This is a genomic window from Sulfitobacter sp. CW3 (genome assembly GCF_019392245.1).
In the GTDB taxonomy this organism is placed as follows: domain Bacteria; phylum Pseudomonadota; class Alphaproteobacteria; order Rhodobacterales; family Rhodobacteraceae; genus Sulfitobacter.
Genome location: NZ_JAHXRL010000003.1, coordinates 411346 through 431346 on the forward strand (window position 1 = coordinate 411346; position 20001 = coordinate 431346).

At 58.5% G+C, this 20001-nt stretch carries 21 protein-coding genes and 1 riboswitch; of the genes, 16 read left to right on the forward strand and 5 right to left on the reverse strand.

Annotated elements, in window-relative coordinates; translation table 11 throughout:
* Nucleotides 1-2 precede the first annotated feature (2 nt).
* From KZZ06_RS08960 to KZZ06_RS09010, 11 genes are all read left to right on the forward strand, one after another.
* Complete coding sequence (locus KZZ06_RS08960) at nt 3-908, forward strand: hemolysin family protein (RefSeq protein ID WP_219579685.1); 906 nt, start codon at nt 3-5, stop codon at nt 906-908.
* The gene (gene lnt, locus KZZ06_RS08965) at nt 908-2425 is read left to right on the forward strand and encodes an apolipoprotein N-acyltransferase (RefSeq protein ID WP_219579686.1); all 1518 of its coding nucleotides are present in this window, start codon (nt 908-910) and stop codon (nt 2423-2425) included. The genes KZZ06_RS08960 and lnt overlap by 1 nt, the downstream gene beginning before the upstream one ends.
* 8 nt (nt 2426-2433) lie before the next feature.
* Nucleotides 2434-2481: riboswitch (SAM-SAH riboswitch) on the forward strand.
* A gap of 4 nt (nt 2482-2485) precedes the next feature.
* Entirely contained in the window at nt 2486-3670 is a 1185-nt protein-coding gene (metK, locus tag KZZ06_RS08970; protein ID WP_219579687.1) for a methionine adenosyltransferase, read from the forward strand.
* Nucleotides 3671-3819: 149 nt separating this feature from the next.
* The gene (trmB, locus tag KZZ06_RS08975; RefSeq protein WP_219579688.1) at nt 3820-4521 is read left to right on the forward strand and encodes a tRNA (guanosine(46)-N7)-methyltransferase TrmB; all 702 of its coding nucleotides are present in this window, start codon (nt 3820-3822) and stop codon (nt 4519-4521) included.
* 136 nt (nt 4522-4657) lie between these two features.
* The gene (gene aroA, locus KZZ06_RS08980; RefSeq protein ID WP_219579689.1) at nt 4658-6010 is read left to right on the forward strand and encodes a 3-phosphoshikimate 1-carboxyvinyltransferase; all 1353 of its coding nucleotides are present in this window, start codon (nt 4658-4660) and stop codon (nt 6008-6010) included.
* Nucleotides 6007-6624, forward strand: a complete 618-nt coding sequence (cmk, locus tag KZZ06_RS08985; protein ID WP_219579690.1) for a (d)CMP kinase — start codon at nt 6007-6009, stop codon at nt 6622-6624. The genes aroA and cmk overlap by 4 nt, the downstream gene beginning before the upstream one ends.
* Before the next feature lie 122 nt (nt 6625-6746).
* Entirely contained in the window at nt 6747-7124 is a 378-nt protein-coding gene (locus KZZ06_RS08990; RefSeq protein WP_219579691.1) for a rhodanese-like domain-containing protein, read from the forward strand.
* Between the two features lie 453 nt (nt 7125-7577).
* On the forward strand, nt 7578-9254 hold the full coding sequence (gene rpsA, locus KZZ06_RS08995; protein WP_257884268.1) for a 30S ribosomal protein S1: 1677 nt from the start codon (nt 7578-7580) through the stop codon (nt 9252-9254).
* 271 nt (nt 9255-9525) lie between these two features.
* A complete protein-coding gene (gene ihfB / locus KZZ06_RS09000) occupies nt 9526-9810 on the forward strand; it encodes an integration host factor subunit beta (RefSeq protein WP_176249680.1) in 285 nt (94 codons plus the stop codon).
* Nucleotides 9811-10161, forward strand: coding sequence for a LapA family protein (locus tag KZZ06_RS09005; protein ID WP_219579692.1), 351 nt, complete (start codon nt 9811-9813; stop codon nt 10159-10161).
* Nucleotides 10162-10196: 35 nt separating this feature from the next.
* Nucleotides 10197-10853 carry a phosphoribosylanthranilate isomerase gene (locus KZZ06_RS09010; protein WP_219579693.1) on the forward strand — a complete coding sequence of 219 codons (657 nt, stop codon included), beginning with the start codon at nt 10197-10199 and terminating at the stop codon, nt 10851-10853.
* Here the strand turns inward: KZZ06_RS09010 and kdsA are convergent.
* The 5 genes from kdsA to KZZ06_RS09035 form a co-directional block, all read right to left on the reverse strand.
* A complete protein-coding gene (gene kdsA, locus KZZ06_RS09015) occupies nt 10850-11683 on the reverse strand; it encodes a 3-deoxy-8-phosphooctulonate synthase (protein WP_219579694.1) in 834 nt (277 codons plus the stop codon). The two genes, KZZ06_RS09010 and kdsA, sit on opposite strands and share 4 nt — an antisense overlap.
* Entirely contained in the window at nt 11680-13425 is a 1746-nt protein-coding gene (locus KZZ06_RS09020) for a capsule biosynthesis protein (RefSeq protein WP_219579695.1), read from the reverse strand. Before KZZ06_RS09020 ends, kdsA begins: the two co-directional genes overlap by 4 nt.
* Nucleotides 13403-14062, reverse strand: a complete 660-nt coding sequence (locus tag KZZ06_RS09025) for an ABC transporter ATP-binding protein (protein WP_219579696.1) — start codon at nt 14060-14062, stop codon at nt 13403-13405. Before KZZ06_RS09025 ends, KZZ06_RS09020 begins: the two co-directional genes overlap by 23 nt.
* Before the next feature lie 230 nt (nt 14063-14292).
* Complete coding sequence (locus KZZ06_RS09030) at nt 14293-15195, reverse strand: cation diffusion facilitator family transporter (protein WP_219579697.1); 903 nt, start codon at nt 15193-15195, stop codon at nt 14293-14295.
* A 10-nt stretch (nt 15196-15205) separates the two neighbouring features.
* Nucleotides 15206-15550 carry a helix-turn-helix transcriptional regulator gene (locus KZZ06_RS09035; RefSeq protein ID WP_219579698.1) on the reverse strand — a complete coding sequence of 115 codons (345 nt, stop codon included), beginning with the start codon at nt 15548-15550 and terminating at the stop codon, nt 15206-15208.
* 110 nt (nt 15551-15660) lie between these two features.
* Between KZZ06_RS09035 and KZZ06_RS09040 the strand changes: the two genes are divergently transcribed.
* The 5 genes from KZZ06_RS09040 to KZZ06_RS09060 all read left to right on the forward strand — a co-directional run bounded on the left by KZZ06_RS09040 (nt 15661) and on the right by KZZ06_RS09060 (nt 19970).
* Nucleotides 15661-16248, forward strand: a complete 588-nt coding sequence (locus tag KZZ06_RS09040; RefSeq protein ID WP_219579699.1) for a uracil-DNA glycosylase family protein — start codon at nt 15661-15663, stop codon at nt 16246-16248.
* Complete coding sequence (locus KZZ06_RS09045) at nt 16241-17026, forward strand: SseB family protein (protein ID WP_219579700.1); 786 nt, start codon at nt 16241-16243, stop codon at nt 17024-17026. Before KZZ06_RS09040 ends, KZZ06_RS09045 begins: the two co-directional genes overlap by 8 nt.
* 10 nt (nt 17027-17036) lie before the next feature.
* A complete protein-coding gene (locus KZZ06_RS09050; RefSeq protein WP_219579701.1) occupies nt 17037-17582 on the forward strand; it encodes a GNAT family N-acetyltransferase in 546 nt (181 codons plus the stop codon).
* A 101-nt stretch (nt 17583-17683) separates the two neighbouring features.
* Complete coding sequence (locus KZZ06_RS09055) at nt 17684-18508, forward strand: MBL fold metallo-hydrolase (protein ID WP_219579702.1); 825 nt, start codon at nt 17684-17686, stop codon at nt 18506-18508.
* A 40-nt stretch (nt 18509-18548) separates the two neighbouring features.
* Nucleotides 18549-19970, forward strand: coding sequence for an FAD-binding oxidoreductase (locus tag KZZ06_RS09060; RefSeq protein ID WP_219579703.1), 1422 nt, complete (start codon nt 18549-18551; stop codon nt 19968-19970).
* Nucleotides 19971-20001: the final 31 nt, after the last annotated feature.

The window sequence follows — 20001 nt, forward strand, 5'->3', positions numbered from 1 at the left end:
CGATGGGCGATACAGACGGATCATCTGAGGCGGCGCAGAGCGCGCAGCTTGAGGACGAATTTGAGAGCATAGAAACCGTTGAAGAAGACGCACCAAAGTCAGGTGGTTTCTTTTCCCGCGTTATTGGCGCGCTCAGCGCACCCGAGGGCACCGAAGAGGACGATACCGTTTCTCCGCAGGCCGATAGGTTGTCGGCGCGCGGTATGATGAACCTGCGCCGCATGCGGGTGGATGACGTTGCCATCCCCAAGGCGGATATCACGGCGGTGCCTATCACCTCGACGATGGACGAACTTGTGGCGGTGTTCAAAGACAGCGGTCTGACACGTCTGCCGGTCTATGATGGCACGCTTGATACGCCGGTTGGCATGGCCCACCTGAAAGACCTTGCCTTGACCTACGGGTTTAATGCCAAGACGGATGACTTTGATTTGCGCTCCATGCTGCGCCCGCTGGTGTTTGTGCCGCCCTCGATGACGATTGGCGTCCTGCTGACCAAGATGCAGGCGGAACGGCGTCACATGGCGCTTGTCATTGATGAATATGGCGGTGTCGACGGGCTGGTCACCATCGAGGACCTGATCGAACAGGTCATCGGCGAGATCGAAGACGAACATGACGTTGACGAAGGCAAAAACTGGACGATTGAAAAGCCCGGTTGTTATATCGCTCTCGCCAAGACGCCTTTGACGGATTTCGAGGCCGAGATCGGTCATTCCCTGACCGACCATGACGATGTCGACGAAGAGGAAATCGACACGTTAGGTGGGCTTGTGTTTATGCTGTCGGGCCGTGTGCCGACCCGCGGCGAAATCGTTGTGCATCCGGACGGGCCTGAATTCGAAGTGATCGATGCCGATCCGCGCCGCATCAAGCGCCTTCGCGTGCGTGTCGCCGGGGCAGCTTAATGTCACCACAAGCGGCGGCTTGGCTGCGTTTTGCGGCAGCCGTTGGGGCAGGGACCGTGGCCGCATTGGGCCAAGCGCCCTATGACCTGCCGCTTTTGCTGTTGCTGGGATTGGTGGTCGCGATCAACCTGTTCCAGCACAGCGCGCGCCCATGGCAAGCCGCTGCAATCGGGTGGGGCTTTGCTTTCGGGTATTTCCTGCATGGCTGGTTGTGGCTGCTATCGCCATTTATGGTCGATCCTGAACGGTACGCGTGGATGGCCCCCTTTGCGCTGGTCGGCATGTGTGGCGGGCTGGCGCTGTTTTGGGCTGTGGCATTTGGCGTGTCCCGCCGCGTGTCTGACCGCGTTTGGCCGTTGATCTTTTTCCTATCCGCCGCCGAAATACTGCGGGGATATCTGTTTACCGGCTTCCCTTGGGGGATGTTCAGTCAAAGCTTGGTTGATGTCTGGCCGGGCCAAGGGCTGGCCCTTGTGGGCCCCTACGGCATGACGCTGGTGTTTGTTGCGACTGCGGCTGTATTTACGCATCCGGTAGGCGCTGCGTTCACAAATCGCTTTGCGATATGGGCTGTCCGCCTCATGGTTCTGGTGGCGCTTGTTGTGCCCTTCGGCGCAGGGCCATCCGCCCTAACGGAAAGCACCGTGCGACTGGTCCAACCCAACGCGGCCCAAAAGGACAAATGGGACCCTGTCAAAATAACAGAATTCTACGAGCGGCAATTGGAGTATACCAGCGCGCCGCCTGCGGTTGCCGGTGCCACGCCTGATCTGATCTTGTGGGCGGAAACCGCGATCCCGTGGCCCTTGGACATGGCCGATGGCGCGCTCAGCCAGATAAGCTTTGCCGCGGGCGGTGCCCCAGTGTTCTTAGGGGTGCAGCGCCGCGACGGGATGCAGTATTATAATTCGGCAGTGTTGCTGGGGCCATCGGGGGGCGTCATCCAGACCTATGACAAGCACCATCTGGTGCCGTTTGGCGAATATATCCCCTTTGGCAACGTCATGGCCAAACTCGGAATTCGCAGTTTTGCCGCGCAGCTTGGCAACGGGTATTCCTCGGGGCGCGGTCCGGCGCTGATCGATTTGGGCGCGCTTGGCCGTGCCTTGCCGCTGATTTGTTACGAGGCCGTGTTCGCGCGCGATGTAAACGGGGCCCCCGAACGCCCGGCATTTCTGATGCAACTTACAAATGACGCGTGGTTCGGCACCGGGCAGGGGCCGCTGCAACATCTGGCCCAGGCCAGAATGCGCGCCATTGAACAAGGGCTGCCAATGGCGCGGGTGGCCAACACAGGCGTGTCGGCGATGATTGATCCCAAGGGGCGGCTGACCGACAGCCTTGCCTTGAATACGGCGGGGTTTTTAGACGTCGCTTTGCCGCAACCCCTCGCGCCGACACTCTATAGCCGGTTTGGCGAATGGCCGTTTTTGTTGGTGTTGCTGATTGGCTTGGGCTGCGCGCTCTTGTTGCGCCGCCGAAAGTTACCATTTGACCCTCAGTACCGTCAAAGTTAAGTCCGATGCACCGGCCACAACGGCTTCCTGACGTGGCTATGAAATCTATTGGAGCACTACATGTCCCGGAAAAACTATATATTTACTTCGGAATCCGTGTCCGAAGGCCATCCTGACAAGGTTTGCGACCGTATTTCGGACGCCGTTTTGGATGCATTTCTGACCGAAGAACCCGAAGCGCGCGTTGCGGCTGAAACATTTGCCACCACCAACCGGGTCGTTATCGGCGGCGAAGTGGGCCTGTCGAATAAAGACAAGCTGAGCGAATACATGGGCAAGATCGAAGATATCGCCCGCGCCTGTATCAAAGACATCGGCTATGAGCAGGACAAGTTCCACCACGCGACATGCGAAGTGACCAACCTGCTGCACGAACAATCCGCCCATATCGCGCAGGGCGTCGATGCGTCCAGCGACAAGGAAGAAGGCGCTGGCGATCAGGGCATCATGTTTGGTTTCGCAACCACCGAAACGCCCGAGCTGATGCCAGCCCCGATCCATTATGCCCACGCGATCCTGCGCCGTTTGGCCGAAGTGCGCAAAGACGGCACCGAGCCGACGTTGCGCCCGGATGCGAAAAGCCAGCTGTCGGTCCGCTATGAAAATGGCAAACCGGTTGGTGTGTCTTCGATCGTTTTGTCGACACAGCACGCGGACGAAGCACAAACAAGCGCGGATATCCGCGATATCGTCGAGCCCTATATCACCGAAGTCCTGCCCGAAGGTTGGATTACCGCCGACACCGAATGGTGGGTGAACCCCACCGGTAAATTCGTTATTGGTGGCCCTGATGGCGACGCCGGCCTGACCGGACGCAAGATCATCGTCGACACCTATGGCGGCTCGGCCCCCCATGGCGGCGGTGCATTTTCGGGTAAAGACCCGACAAAGGTTGACCGTTCGGCAGCCTATGTCGCGCGCTATCTGGCCAAAAACGTCGTGGCGGCAGGATTGGCTGAAAAATGCACGATCCAGCTGAGCTATGCGATTGGTGTGTCCAAACCGCTGTCGATCTATTGCGATACATTTGGCGGTGACGCTGATGTGGCGGATGCTGCGATTGAGCGCGCCATCGGCAAGATTATTGACCTGACCCCACGCGGTATCCGCGAGCATCTGCAACTGAACAAACCGATCTACGAGCGCACAGCGGCCTATGGCCACTTTGGCCGTGCGCCCGAGGCTGATGGCGGTTTCAGCTGGGAAAAGACCGATCTGGTTGATGCGTTGAAGGCGGCCCTTTAACGGCGGATACGGCATATCTGGCCACTGTGGCCCAACACGACACGGACCGCTGATTGTATCAGTGGTCCGTTTCCATTCGGGGCATAATGTCCGGGCCCCTTTGTCGCGGGCCGTTGCGCTGACACAAGTGTCAGGCTAAAGGCAACCGCATGACAGATCCGATACGCCCCCGCCGAAATTTCTATGGTCGCCTAAAAGGCAAATCCCTCAAGCAAAGCCAAAAGGGCTATATTGAGGAAGACCTTGATGCATTGTCCCCCGGTCCTGTCGATTGGGAGGCGAACCCGTCACGCACGCCGCTTGACCTGCCCGCATTGTTCGATGGCAAGCCCGTCTGGCTTGAGGTCGGATTTGGCGGTGGCGAACACATGGTGCATCAAGCCGCGCAAAACCCCGACGTGGGCATTATCGGCTGTGAACCTTATATCAATGGCGTTGCGATGCTGTTGGGCAAAATCCGCCGTGCCGGGGTCGACAATGTTGCGATCCATCCCGGAGATGCCCGCGATATTTTTGATGTCCTGCCCGAAACGTCGATCGACCGCGCGTTTCTGCTGTACCCTGACCCGTGGCCCAAGACCCGCCATCACCGGCGCCGCTTTGTCACACCGGAGCATCTGGAGCCATTGGCGCGGGTGTTGAAACCCGGCGCGATCTTCCGCGTGGCGACAGATATCGAGGATTATGTGCGCCAGACGCTGGAGCAGGTGCCACGCCACGGATTTGAATGGCTGGCCGAACGTCCGGGCGATTGGAAAGAGCCGTGGGATGACTGGATTTCCACCCGATACGAGCAAAAAGCCCTGCGCGAAGGCCGCGTGCCGCATTATCTGACGTTCCGCAAACGCTGAACGTGGTGCAGCGGGGGCTGATTGCCCCCGGACCCCCATGGATATTTAAGAGCCAGAGAAGATAGGCCCCGCGGTTATGGACGGGACCTGCGGGCTGGTTTATGACGTCGGTCAGAATTCAGATTGAGGTTGCCCCATGTCCAGTCACGCCACGCCTATTCCTATGACCTCGTCTGCTTGCGGCCCCTTGAGCGGGGTGGCCGAGGTGCCGGGGGATAAATCAATCTCGCACCGGTCTTTGATCCTGGGTGCCATGTGTGTGGGCGAGACTACGATTAGCGGCTTGCTGGAAGGTGACGACGTGCTGGACACGGCCCGTGCGATGCGGGCGTTCGGGGCCGATGTCACGGATTTGGGCGGCGGCAACTGGTCGGTGCACGGGGTTGGTGTCGGCGGTTTTGCCGAGCCTGACGGTGTGATTGATTGCGGCAATTCCGGTACCGGTGTGCGTTTGATCATGGGCGCGATGGCGACATCCCCGATCACCGCGACCTTTACCGGTGATGCCAGCCTGAACGGCCGGCCCATGGCGCGGGTGACGGATCCGTTGGCGTTGTTTGGTACGCAAGCTGTCGGGCGCAAAGGCGGTCGGTTGCCGATGACCATCGTTGGCGCGGCAGAGCCTGTTCCGGTGCGCTATGTGGTGCCTGTCCCATCGGCGCAGGTGAAATCGGCGGTATTGTTGGCGGGGTTGAATGCACCGGGCAAGACCGTGGTGATCGAGGCCGAAGCGACGCGCGACCATACAGAGCGTATGTTGGCGGGCTTTGGGGCCGAGATCACTGTCGAGGATACGGATGAGGGGCGCGTTATTACCTTGACGGGCCAGCCCGAGTTGCAGGCCCAGCATGTGGACGTGCCGCGTGATCCGTCTTCGGCGGCGTTTCCGGTTTGTGCGGCGCTGATCGTGCCCGGGTCGGATGTGCTGGTGCCCGGTATCGGCCTGAACCCGACGCGGGCGGGGTTGTTTACAACATTGCGCGAGATGGGTGCCGATCTTACCTATGAAAACGAGCGCACCGAGGGCGGTGAGCCTGTCGCCGATCTGCGCGCCAAGTTCTCGCCTGATATGAAAGGCATCGAAGTGCCGCCCGCGCGGGCCGCTTCGATGATCGACGAATATCCGGTGTTGTCTGTGGTTGCGGCTTTTGCCCAAGGTCAGACCATGATGCGCGGCGTCAAGGAATTGCGGGTCAAGGAAAGCGACCGGATTGATGCGATGGCCAAGGGGCTGCGCGCCAATGGGGTCGAGGTTGAGGAAGGCCCTGACTGGTGGGCCGTCACCGGGCTGGGCCATGGCAATGTGCCCGGCGGGGCCACCTGTGCCAGCCAGTTGGATCACCGTATTGCGATGTCATTCATGATCATGGGGATGGCGGCGAATGCGCCTGTCAGCGTCGATGACGGTGCGCCGATCACCACGTCTTTCCCGATATTCGAGCCGCTGATGGCGCAGCTGGGTGCCAACGTTGCACGAGGCAAGGCATGATAGACGGCTTTACAGTCGCCATTGACGGGCCTGCCGCTGCTGGCAAGGGTACGGTATCGCGCGCCGTGGCGGATCATTTCGGCTTTGCGCATTTGGACACTGGGCTGTTGTACCGCGCCGTTGGTGCAAAGGTACTTGAAGGGATGTCGGCGGAAGAGGCGGCAGTGACCTTGGTTGCGGATGATCTGGAGAATGACCAGTTGCGCACCAATGCTGTGGCCGAGGCTGCCAGCAAAGCCGCTGCAATTCCGGAAGTGCGGGCTGCCTTGGTGGATTTTCAGCGCAGTTTTGCCATGCGCGCCGGTGGTGCGGTTCTGGACGGGCGCGACATCGGGACGGTGATTTGCCCTGACGCGCAGGTCAAACTGTTCGTTACCGCCACATCAAAGGTGCGTGCACAGCGCCGGTTCGCCGAACTGGCGGCAAAGGGGTTTAACGGCACCTTTGAAGAGGTGCTGGCCGATGTGGAAGCGCGCGATGCGCGTGACAGCACCCGCGCCGAGGCCCCGCTGAAGCCCGCTGAAGATGCCGTTGAGATGGACACATCGACCATGGATATCAGCACCGCCGTGGCCCGCGCGATTGAACTGATCGCTGCGCGCATCGCGGGATAGGGCGCGGGGCCAAAGTTATTCCGCGATAATGGAACGGTATGAGAACCCGGTGCGTTCTTACAATGAACGCCGCGATATCCCTAAACGCGGCAGTCCGCATTAATCATACAAGGACCATCCCAATGAAAACCGCACAAGATTACCTTGACGCTGCCAACGCAGTTGTCTCGAAAATGGATGCCAAAGATGCGATCGCCAAACACGCCGAAGGCAAAGGCGTGTTCATCGACGTTCGCGATTCCTCGGATATTGCGAACAGCGGCACCATCAAGGGCGCACACCGCATCCCCCGCGGCATGATCGAATTTCGTGCCGACCCAAAGGTCGAGACACTGTACAATCCGATTTTCCAAAAGGACGCCGAGATTTATTTGATCTGTGGTGCAGGCGGGCAGGCGGCTCTGTCCGGCAAGACCCTGCACGACATGGGTTATTCTAATGTGACCAACATCGGCGGCTTTGCCGGCTGGAAAGACGCGGGCGGCCCGACCGAGGCTTAAGCCAGTATCTCTGTGCCCATAGCTGGGCGCAGAGGTCTTCCTTTTTTACCAAAGTACTGCCCTTACGTGCCTCCAAGTTAATTCTGGAGGCTTTTTCGTTTTTCAGGGATGATAGGGTAATCGTCGGGGGCAAAATGAGACATCGGTCTTGCGCCGTGCCTTTTTTGTCATTTCAATGTAACGCTCCGATCTTGGTCAAGAGAGGTAAAAGGCTTCTCTCTCACGTGTGATCGTGACGCCTAACCACCCTTGCCATTCGCCTTAAACACGCCTATACGCGCGACTGTCTAAGGGGCGGATACACGTTTCGGGCGCAATATATCAGGCAGGGTCGGTTTTATCCGGCCCTCTTTGCTTTGCGTACGGAACCCATCGTGGACGACAATTTTAACCACAGACCGGCGGAGACAACCGCGCGGCCAGAAACCAAATGCTAAAGGAAAATCAAGCTACATGGCTATGAACTCAATGGAAGACTTCGAAGCACTTTTGGAAGAAAGCTTTGAAATGGACACGCCCGAAGAGGGCTCTGTTGTCAAAGGCAAGGTAATCGCGATTGAAGCGGGCCAAGCCATCATCGACGTAGGCTACAAAATGGAAGGCCGCGTCGAGCTGAAAGAATTTGCCGAGCCAGGCGAAGCTCCCAAAGTTGCGGTCGGCGACGAAGTCGAAGTGTTCCTTCGTCAGGTCGAAAACTCCCGTGGCGAAGCTGTTATCTCTCGCGAGATGGCGCGCCGTGAGGAAGCTTGGGACCGTCTTGAAAAAGCCTATGCTGCAGAAGAGCGCGTTGAAGGCGCAATCTTTGGCCGCGTTAAAGGTGGCTTTACTGTTGATCTGGGCGGCGCTGTTGCGTTCCTTCCCGGTTCGCAAGTTGACGTGCGCCCCGTGCGCGATGCCGGCCCATTGATGGGTCTGAAGCAGCCGTTCCAGGTTCTGAAAATGGACCGTCGCCGTGGTAACATCGTTGTATCGCGTCGTGCGATCCTCGAAGAATCCCGTGCCGAACAGCGTGCCGAAGTTATCGGCAACCTGACCGAAGGCCAGGAAGTTGACGGCGTGGTCAAGAACATCACCGAATACGGTGCGTTCGTTGATCTGGGCGGCGTTGACGGCTTGCTGCACGTCACAGACATGGCATGGCGCCGTGTGAACCACCCATCCGAGATCTTGACAATCGGCGAGACCATCAAGGTTCAAGTCATCAAGATCAACAAAGAGACGCACCGCATCTCCTTGGGCATGAAGCAATTGCAAGAAGATCCATGGGATCTGGTTGCTGGCAAGTACCCACTGGAATCGGTTCACACTGGCCGCGTGACCAACATCACCGATTACGGTGCATTTGTTGAGCTTGAGCCCGGCGTTGAAGGTCTGGTGCACGTGTCCGAGATGTCTTGGACCAAGAAAAACGTACACCCAGGCAAGATCGTGTCTACTTCGCAAGAAGTCGAAGTCATGGTTCTGGAAATCGATGGTGCCAAGCGCCGCGTTTCCCTTGGTCTCAAGCAGACCATGCGCAACCCATGGGAAGTGTTTGCAGAAACACACCCTGAAGGCACCGAAGTCGAAGGCGAAGTCAAAAACATCACCGAATTCGGTCTGTTTGTTGGCCTGCCAGGCGACATCGACGGCATGGTTCACCTGTCCGACCTGTCATGGGACGAACGTGGCGAAGACGCCATCCAGAACTATCGCAAGGGCGACATGGTTCAGGCCGTTGTGTCCGAAGTCGACGTTGAGAAAGAGCGCATCAGCCTCTCGATCAAAGGTGTTGGCGGCGACAAGTTTGCAGAAGCAGTGGGCGGCGTTAAGCGCGGTTCCGTTGTAACTGTGACTGTGACCTCCATCGAAGACGGTGGCATCGAAGTCGAATATGAAGGCATGAAAGCCTTCATCCGTCGCTCCGATCTGTCGCGTGACCGTGCCGAACAGCGCCCCGAGCGTTTCTCGGTTGGTGACAAGGTTGATGTTCGCATCACCAACGTCGACACCAAAGCGCACCGTTTGGGCGTTTCGATCAAGGCACGTGAAATCGCAGAAGAGAAAGAAGCAGTCGAGCAGTATGGCTCCTCTGACTCCGGCGCATCCTTGGGTGATATCCTTGGTGCCGCTCTTAAGGGCGACGAATAAGCCTAAGCGCTTAATTCACAAAATTATGGGGCCTCGCAATGCAGATTGCGGGGCCCTTTTTTATGCGAATCGGGTCAACCCTGTGTTGGTGGTCAGGTGGCCAAGGACGGGCTTTAGGCCTCTGGAGGGCGATTGTGGTGAAAAAATGACCATAAATCAGCGGGTTCGCGCCGTGAAATGCGCGAATGGTTGATTTGTGTGACTTCACGAATGCGTTTGAGTTGGTATAGTCAGAAGAATAACAAAAATGCACCACGGGGGAGAAGTTTACATGATCCGGTCGGAACTGATTCAGAAAATCGCAGATGACAATCCACATCTTTACCAACGTGATGTCGAAAGAATCGTGAATACCATTTTTGAAGAGATCACCGGTGCGATGGCCCAAGGGGATCGTGTTGAGCTGCGCGGATTTGGCGCGTTTTCTGTCAAGAAACGTGATGCCCGTGTTGGCCGAAACCCTCGCACAGGGGAAACAGTTCATGTAGAAGACAAGCACGTGCCGTTCTTCAAGACCGGCAAGTTGCTTCGTGATCGTCTGAACGGGAATTCCTAAATGCGTTATGTCCGCTACCTTTGCATTGCGATCTTTGCTTTGGCATTGATCGCTGTCGCCCTGGCCAACCGGTCGATGGTGTCGCTCAGGCTGTTGCCAACTGAGGTGTCGGGCTTTTTCGCGATAGACCCGGAATTGAACGTGCCGCTGTTCATTGTGATTTTGGGCAGCATCGTTGCAGGTCTGTTGGTTGGGTTCGTCTGGGAATGGATCCGCGAATACAACCAACGCGCCGAAGCCGCGCGTCAGGCCCGCGAAATGCGCCGTCTTGAGCGTGAGGTTGCGCGCCTTAAGGGCGAGAAATACGAAGGCCAAGACGACGTTCTGGCCTTGTTGGATCGCGCTAGCTGATTATCTGACGCTTACTGGCGGCCCAAGGAAATCCAATGTCGACAAAAGTGCATGTAAAGTTTTGCGGCCTGCGCAGCGCCGCAGATATTGCGGCGGCTGTGGCGGCGAATGCCCGCTATGTCGGGTTTGTCTTTTTCCCAAAATCCCCCCGCAACGTCAGCATTGAAGAAGCCACCGTACTTGCGCTTGAGGTGCCTGACGGCATTTGCAAGGTGGCGCTAACCGTGAATGCAGATGACGCTTTTCTGGATGCCCTGCTGGCCGTTGTGCCGATCGATATGTTGCAGCTGCATGGAACCGAGACACCGGCCCGCGTGCGCGAAGTCAAAGCGCGCTATGGCCTGCCGGTGATGAAGGCCGTGGGGGTCGCGGATGCGGATGATCTGGCGCAGCTGGATTTATATATGCCCGTGGCAGACCAGATTTTGGTTGATGCAAAGCCGCCCAAGGGGGCTGACCTGCCGGGCGGGAATGGTTTGGCGTTTGACTGGCGTTTGATCGCTGGGCGGAAATGGCCAAAGCCGTGGATGCTGGCAGGGGGCCTGACACCCGATAACGTGGCCGAGGCCGTGCGGATGACCGGCGCGCGTCAGGTTGATGTGTCATCGGGTGTGGAAACGGCACCGGGCGTCAAGGACGCGGCGTTGATCGCGGGCTTTGGCCAAGCGGCACAAAAGCCCGCGAAAGTTTAGATTTCTATCGGGTCGGCCTTGGCCAGCGCATCAAACTTCATCAGCGATGCGATCAGCGCGGGCATCTTATCCAGATAAATCATGTTCGGGCCGTCCGAGGGCGCATTATCCGGATCTTCGTGGGTTTCGATGAATACCGCACCCACACCAATCGCGACAGCCGCACGGGCCATGACGGGTGCAAACTGACGTTGCCCGCCGCTGGATCCGCCCATGCCACCGGGTTGTTGCACCGAATGGGTCGCGTCCATCACCACGGGGTATCCGGTCGCTGCCATCTGGGGCAGGCTGCGCATGTCCGCCACCAAAGTGTTATAGCCAAAAGACGTGCCACGTTCGGTCAGCATGATGCGTTTGTTGCCCGTCGATTCGATCTTGGTCACGATATTTGGCATTTCCCACGGGGCCAAAAACTGACCCTTCTTGACGTTCACGACCTTGCCGGTGTTGCCTGCGGCCAGCAGCATATCTGTCTGGCGGCACAAAAAGGCGGGGATTTGCAGGATGTCGACGGCTTCGGCGGCGATGGCGCATTGCGCTTCGGTGTGGACATCGGTCAGAACCGGTACGCCAATGGATTTGCCAACCGATTGCAGCACGCGCAACCCTTCTTCGATGCCCAGACCGCGTTTACCGCTTAGCGATGTACGGTTGGCCTTGTCATAGCTGGCCTTGAACACAAACTGCGCACCGGCTGCATCACAGGCTTCTTTCATCTGGCCAGCGATCATCTGGGCGTGCGTTTCGCTTTCCAACTGGCAGGGGCCGGCGATTACGGTCAACGGGCGATCATTCCCGATCACGACATTACCCACAGTGACTTGGATCATTTTGTTACCTGTTCCTTAAGGATCGACGCCGTCAGCGACAGCATGAGGTAGATGCCCGCAAAGATCAGGAATGTCAAAATTGTGTTCTCGAACTTGCGCGGATAAGAGGCCGATTGCGACGCGACAGGGCGCACGGCAATTGTCAGATAGCGGACCTGACGTTGTGCTTCGGTGCGGGCCTGTTCCATCTGCGTTTGCGACGATTGCAACGCCATATCCGCCGCAGCAAGGTCCGCCTGGGCCAGTTGCAAACTCACGGCTTGTTGCGCCAGTGAATTGGTGCCCTCGGTTGCATTGTTCATCCGCTCGTTCAGCCGCTCAAGCTGCACGCCAATACGGCGCACGTCGCCCTGAACACCGTCCACCTTGGCCCGATTGGGGCGCGGGTTGTCCATCAGGGCCGCCAGCTCAAGCTCTTTTTCCAGCAACAGCGTTTCATAGCTGCTGATCTGCCCGCGGATCGACGCGATCACCGCCTCGGGGTCCACGCCGTTTTCGACTTGTAGCTTGATCAGCGCCTCTTGCGCGGCGCGGCGCTGGTCGACGGTTTGCTCGTAGGCGGCGCGCGCATCGCGCATCCCGTCTTCGCGTTTTTGCTGGGACAGACCGTTCACGCGTTCTTCGGCGTAGGTCAGCAGATGCTCGGAATACACAGCCGCGACTTGGGGGTCGGCGGCGACCACTTCCATGCGGATCATGCCCTCGGTCGGATCATAGCCGATTTTGACGTTCTTTTTATAAAACTTATACGCCTCTTCGTTCGAGGCATCGGGGTCCATGCGTTGGATCGGGTCAATATTACCCTGCGAGAAATGCGACACAAACCCGACATCCTTGTCGAGGCGCAGCATCGCGTCCTTGGACTGCAGATAGCTTTGGGTGGCGATACTGTCGGCCGAGTTGGCAAATTGCGTGGGCAGCAAGCCACCCAAGGGGCCAAGCCCGCCGCCGCCTTCGTTCTGGATGATCAGGAACTGGCTTTCTGTGGCGTACATGGGGGTGGCGACGTTGTAGAAATAGTAACCGCCCATGATCGTGGGCAGGCCGACGAAAAACATCAGACGCACCACAAGCAGCATCATTTTACGGCGGCGGCGGCGGCTGATGTCGGCCTGAATGTCGGATATTTCACGCATCCGACGTTCCATCGGATTAACTTCGGTCGATGGCAGGTTGCCGCCGCCTGCGGGCACGGTTTGCGGCAACTGCACCCGGTCGTTGCCGGGGGCACCGCCCGCTTGCGGTACCACCAGTTCTAGCATGTTGGACCGTTGGAAGGGGTCAATACCAGCATCGCGCAGCAAGCGCACGGCGTCGAAATCAGAGGTCGGGGCCAGCCCGTGTTTCTGGGCAACGCGGCGCGCCATCCGCAATTGTCGGCCTGTCAGGCCTTCGCGGCGGATCGCGTCGATATCTTGCTCGCCTTTTACTTCGGTCGTGGAGGAAACCTCTCCGCTGCGTGGTGGGGTTTCTGGTGGCGTCGCGGGTGGCGTGGATGGCGGTGTGCCGGGCGGTGTCGCTGGCCGCCGCATGGCCTGACTAACGGCTTCAGGTGTGGCCGATGCCTGCTCTGGCGCGGGTTGTGGGCGGGCTGGTCGTTGGGCAGGTTCCGCCGCTGCGGGGCGACGGCGGTCAACTGGCGCGTCGGCGGCGTCACCTGAAGGCGCGGCTTTGCTGGGCGTTACAGCAGACGGAGTGCTACGCTTGATGCGAAATTTTCTAGCTTTGGGTTTCGTAGTCATAAACCTGCTTAGCCTCTTCCAGCGTGTCGAATAAGTGAAGCTTTCCGCCCAGTAACACGCCAGCGGAGCGCGCATATTGCTCAAGCGTCTCGGCCTGGTGTGATACGATAATAATGGTTGTCGTGCGCAACCGCTCTTTCAAGATTTCGCCTGCTTTGCGGTTAAACTCAACATCTGTTGTGCTCGGCATGCCTTCGTCGATCAGATAGATATCGAAATCCAGCGCCAGCAAAAGCGCAAAGGAAAACCGCCCGCGCATACCGGCGGAATATGTGCCAACCGGCTGATCGAAATATTCGCCTAACCCGCACAGCCAGCGGCAAAAGCTTTCGACATAATCAGGGTCCAGCCCGTACAGCCGCGCAATATAGCGGGCGTTCTCCATCGCGGAGACTTTGCTGACAACGCCGCCCATAAAGCCAAGCGGAAAGCTGATATTACAGCCGCGCCGGATCTCGCCTTCGTCGGCTTTTTCCAGCCCTGCCATCATGTTGATCAGGGTCGATTTGCCGGTGCCGTTTGGTGCCAGGATACCCAACGAATTACCCAATTCCACACGGAACGACACATGGTCCAGAATGACCTTGTGCTGTGTGCCCGTCCAAAAGGACTTGGATACATTGTCGAATTCCAGCATGACTGCTCCGGTTGCGCCATAATACGTTGGCTCCTCCTTTTGGGCCGGAGGTATAGCCGTCACCTATAGGATGATTTAGACCATATTATGTCGCATCCTGAAACAGATGTACAACCCAGACTGCCCCCATATGCGCCGCAGGTTTGGGTTCGCGGCGTTCACATTTCGGGCATGCGGTCGTGGTGTTCTTTGCGATGCCCCGCATTCGGGGCACCCCAGCTGATTTCGGATTAGTGGCCGATCGTTAATGGATCGATACACCGGTCGGTTTCGGTCTCAAGCTCTAGCGTTGTATGATGCAGATCGAACGCGTCCAGCACGTGCGATTTTATGGCCCGTCGCAACGCCCCCGCGTCGGTGCCAGCGGCTGCCACGATATGCGCGTCCAGCGCGTTGCCATGCTCTTGCATGATCCACAGGTGAACATGGTGCACATCAATGACGCCAGGCACCGCGCGCATCGCGGCAATGACATCTTCGGTTTCGATGCCTTCAGGGCGCGCGAGCATCAAAATCCGCGCTACTTTGGGCAGTTCCGTCGCAGACTGCCACAGAATGTAGCCCGCGATCATCAGGGTCACCAGCGGGTCAACCCATGTCCAGCCGAACAGCAGTACAAGCGTCCCCGCGATGATAACCGCGACAGACCCAAGCGCATCGGCCACATTATGCAAAAACGCAGCGCGGATGTTCACGCTGGATTTCGACGCGCGATAGGTCAGCGCCGCCGTACCCAGATCGACCAGCAGGGCAAACCCAGCCACAGCAACGATAATCCAGCCCGTAACCGGTTCAGGCGCGGCAAAGCGCATGACGGCCTCATAGGCCAGATACAGCCCGATCACGATCAATGTGGTATAGTTGATCAGGGCCGCCACTGCCTCGATCCGGCCATAGCCAAATGTCATATCGGCATTGGCCGGAAGGCGCGCGATCTTGCGGGCCCCAAAGGCAATGATCAGCGAGATGGCATCGCTAAAGTTATGCAAGGCATCGGCAATCAGGGACAGACTGCCCGAAACCAGACCCCCGACAATCTGCGCCAAGGTCAGGCCAAGGTTGATCGCAACCGCTGCGGCAATTTTGCCGTCGCCCGCATCGGGGTCAACGTGGTGATGATGAGCGTGGGACATAGGGCGCTTTCTAAAGGTGGGGATGGTCGGGGCAGGGTGCATCGGCGTCAGCGCAGCATTCGGTCAATAGAAACTGCGACATCTCGTTGATCGCCGCATGGGCGACAGCGGCACAGATGATATTGCGCCCCTGCTTTTGCTGGTGCACCAAACCGGCCGCGACCAGCAGTTTTACATGATGGGTAAGCGTTGATCCGGTGATGGCCGATCTTTCGCCAAGCGTGCCAATCGTCAGCCCCTTTGGTCCGGCGCGCACAAGGGTGCGCAGCACTTGCAAACGTTGCTCGGACCCAAGGGCCGCAAAACGTGCCGCGGCAAGGGTGAGGTCGGACAGCGGGGGTGGTAATACTTTCATGTTTCTAGAAATATCGAACTGGCGGCCCGCGTCAAGGTCGTTTCGACAAATCTCGAAATGAATCCGCCTCGCCTGATTGAAACCTGCGTTTGCGCTGTTATTTCGGGTGTATGACCGACATCAGACCAGATTTGCGCGCCTGTACCTTATGTGCCGACCGCTTTGCCCAGACGGCAACGGCGCATCGCCCCAATCCGGTGGTTTGGTTCCAGCCGGGTGCCCGTTTGCTGATCGCGTCGCAGGCCCCGGGGGTGCGCGTGCACGTCGCGAACACGCCGTTCTGGGATGCGTCAGGCAAACGCCTGCGCGACTGGTTGGGGCTGGACGAAGACGCATTTTACGACCGCAACCGCGTCGCGATCATTCCGATGGCATTCTGCTTTCCGGGGTATGACGCCAAAGGCAGCGATCTGCCGCCCCCGCCGATTTGTGCGAAAACATGGCGGGCAGGGGCCTTGGCAACGGTGCCTGACGTCCGGTTGACGGTGCTGATCGGCGGGCATGCCATGCGCTATCATCTGCCGGGGTTTACCACCGTGACCCAAGCTGTTGCCGATTGGCGCAGCCATCCGCCGGGCGTCTTTGCCTTGCCTCATCCGTCTTGGCGCAATACCGGTTGGCTCAAGAAAAATCCGTGGTTCGAGGAAGACGTGCTTCCTCGGCTGCGCAAAGCTGTAAGGGATGTGATGCATGACTGACCCAACACCACTGGACACCGCACATGCCGCCATGATGGCGGATGATGGAAACGATGCCGCGCGTTTGCGTTTCTATGAACGCATGGCCGATGTGGAACTGTTCATGCTGCTCGAGGATGAGCCCGCCGATGATCAGGTCAGCCCGGTGTTGCTGCAAGATGCCTATGTCCTGGTTTTTGATCGCATCGAACGGCTGGCCGCTTATGTGGGCCACGCGGCCCCTTATGTGGCGCTGTCGGGTCGGGCGATTGCGGGCATGCTGGACGGCCAGCCGCTTGGCATGGCCGTTAACATGAATGTCGCACCGTCGGCCATTTTGCTGCCCGACAGCGCAGTGGCGTGGCTGCGCGATACGCTGGCCCATACGCCCGGGCAGGTCGAGGCCAAGATCACGCGCGTCATCCCGCCCAAAGGTCTGCCCGAAACTCTGATCGCCGCGATCGATGCCAAGCTGGCCACCGCCACCGGTATGGCTGCGGGTGCGTGGCTGGTGGGCGTCGAATACGAGGGTGGAAGTCGCGGGCATTTGCTGGGGTTTGTGGGTGCGATCCCCCGCGCCCAAGACGCGCTGGTGCGTGCCGCCTCAGAGGCGCTGACCTTTTCGGGAATCGAAGCAGGTGCCATGGACGTCGGATTTTTCGAGGCATCTGACCCGACGGTTGATAAACTGTCCAAGGTCGGGTTGCGTTTCGATCTGCCCCAAATGGAACCCCTGCAAAACACCCCCCGGATGGAAGCACCGGGATCTGACCCCAGCAAGCCGCCGATCCTGCACTAGAGGTGATCAAATGAAGCCAGAGTTCACATCAGACTTTGCAGGCCGGGAAGCCGAGATAACGCGGCTTTGCACGGATAGTTTTACGGTGTCCGATAGTGTCGAGGAAGGCAGATTGGTGGGTCAACTCGCCCGCGACCTGATGCAGAGCACACCGCGCGATGACGTGATTATGTGGGCGGCGTTGGAGAATAGCAAAGTGATCGGCTGCGTGTTCTTTTCCCGCCTACGCTTTGATGAGGACGGGCGGGCGGTGTTCCTCATGGCACCGGTGGCCGTAAAAACCGAGCATCAAAATATCGGCATCGGGCAGAAATTGATAGCGCGGGGGCTGGAAAATTTGCGCCAAAGGGATGTTGATTTTGTCCTCACCTACGGCGATCCGAACTACTATATCAAAACCAGCTTTCAACCGATCAGCGCAGATATGGCAAGCCCCCCGATGGGGCTCAGCATGCCTTTCGGGTGGCTGGGGCAACCGCTGTCGCCCAAGAACAATTGGCCGTTGGTCGGCCCGTCAGTCTGTGTGGCAGCATTGCAAAAAGCGGAGCTCTGGTAGCCGTTGTGATCTGCCCCTACATCACCATAGCCCTGCACTATAATACCTAACGACAGACAGTATAATTGCGGTATCCTTTTTAGATCAAAGGAGGTCCGCCCATGTTGTTTCGTTTGATACTCGCCCTGTCGCTGCTGGCCCCCGTGGCCCAAGCGCAGATAGAAACCCGCACGCCCAGCCACTGCATCGCTTTGGCAGATGCGACCCCGGGGCTGGAATACCTGACCCTTGCCAGCATGCCCGATGTCGCGGCTGAAACGGTCCATCTGCATTACATCGCCCATGCCAGTTTCTTGATCCGCAGCCATGGCGGGCTGAACATGGTGACGGATTTCACCGGCTTCACAGGCACGCTGCCGATCATCCCTGACGTGGTCACCATGAACCGTGCCCATGAAAGCCATTTCACCCAATTCCCCGATCCTGCCATCCCGCATATCTTGCCCGGCTGGGGCGAATTTGGCCAAGGTGTCGATCACGCGTTGGATTTGGGAGAGGCCCTGATCCGCAATGTCTCAACCGATATCCGGTCGCAATTCGCAGGGGGCGAGGAAAACGGCAATTCGATCTTCATATTCGAGATGGCAGGCCTGTGTATCGGTCATCTTGGGCATTTGCATCATGAACCCGGCGCCGCGCAATATGCGGCCATCGGGCGGCTTGATGTCGTTATGGCCCCGGTGGATGGCGGCTATACCCTTGATCTGCCCACCATGATCCGCATCCTCAAACGTCTGAAATCGTCGATTGTGATCCCCATGCACTGGTTTTCCGATTTCGGCTTGGGTGACTTCCTGACCGCGATGTCCGACGACTTCACCGTGATCCACGTCGAGGGACCATCGTTACAAGTGTCGCGCGACCGGCTGCCGTCACGGCCCACGATCATGGTGCTGCGCCCGCAATATTTGCGCAGCGACAATTAAGCGGCTTGCAAGTTTTCCGCGGCGGCGCGATCAATGCACCATGAAACTGAACCCCGCCGATCCCGCTTTCGAGGCCGCCTTGCGTGCCGATCTTTCCTCCGATGTGTTTCGCCCCGTCGAACCACGGTATCTGGAAGAACCACGCGGGCTTTATGCCGGACAATCCGCGATCCTCGCGCTGCCCCGCAATGTGCAAGAGGTCTCTACCCTGATCCGCCATGCAAACGCCGCGCGTGTGGGCGTGATCCCCTATGGCGGCGGCACCGGGCTGGTCGGGGGGCAGGTCGCGGAAAACGGCCCGACCCCGCTGATCCTGTCGCTTGAGCGGATGAATAAAGTGCGCGCGGTCTACCCGGATGAAAACGTGCTGGTGGCCGAGGCGGGGGTGATCCTGTCCGATGTTCAGGATGCGGCGGAAAACGTGAACCGTCTGTTCCCCCTGTCGCTCGCGGCCCAAGGGTCGGCCCGCATCGGCGGTAACCTTGCCACGAATGCGGGGGGCACGGGGGTTCTGCGCTATGGCAATGCCCGCGATCTGTGTCTGGGCCTCGAAGCCGTCTTGCCCGACGGGCAAATCTGGAACGGTCTGACGCGGCTGCGTAAAAACAACACCGGCTATGACCTGCGCCACCTGCTGATCGGGGCCGAAGGCACGCTGGGCGTGATCACGGCTGCGGCCCTCAAGCTATTTGCGCGTCCGGCCAAATCAGGAACGGCGCTGCTGGTGGTGCAATCGCCCGCCGCTGCCCTGAAACTGCTGTCCATGGCCCGTGATCAACTGGGCGAAATGGTCAGCGCCTTTGAAATAGTGAACAAGATGGGCTTTGATTTCCTTGCCGAAACAATGCCCGAAGTGCGCCAGCCTTTCGATACGCCACCAGACTGGTGCGTGTTGATCGAACTCGGCCTTAGCGGTGATCTTGACCCGGCCACATCGCTCGAAACCCTGTTTGAGCGCGCGATGGAGGCCGATCTGGTCACAGACGGGCTGATCGCGCAAAGCCAGCAGCAATCGGATGACTTCTGGGCGATCCGCGAGATGATCCCCCACGCGAACCGCAAAGTGGGCTCGATCTCAAGCCATGATATTTCTGTGCCGCTGGGTGCCATCCCCGAGTTCATTATCAAAGCCGGTGAAAAAATCGCAGCCCTGGGTGATTTCCGCATCAACTGCTTCGGCCATGTCGGCGACGGAAACCTGCACTACAACATCTTCCCCGTGATCGAAAAATCCCGCACGGATCATGAAAACGAACGCGAAAAAATCAAAACGGCAATCCACGATCTGACCCATGAATTGGGCGGGTCGGTCAGCGCCGAACACGGTATCGGCAGGCTCAAGGTCAAAGACCTCGAACGCTACAGCGATCCGGCCAAACTATCCGCGATCCATGCAATAAAAGCAGCGCTCGATCCGAATGGCATCATGAACCCCGGCGCAATCGTCCCCGCACCAAGCTAACCCGCATTCTCTGGCTCTGAAATATCCCGGG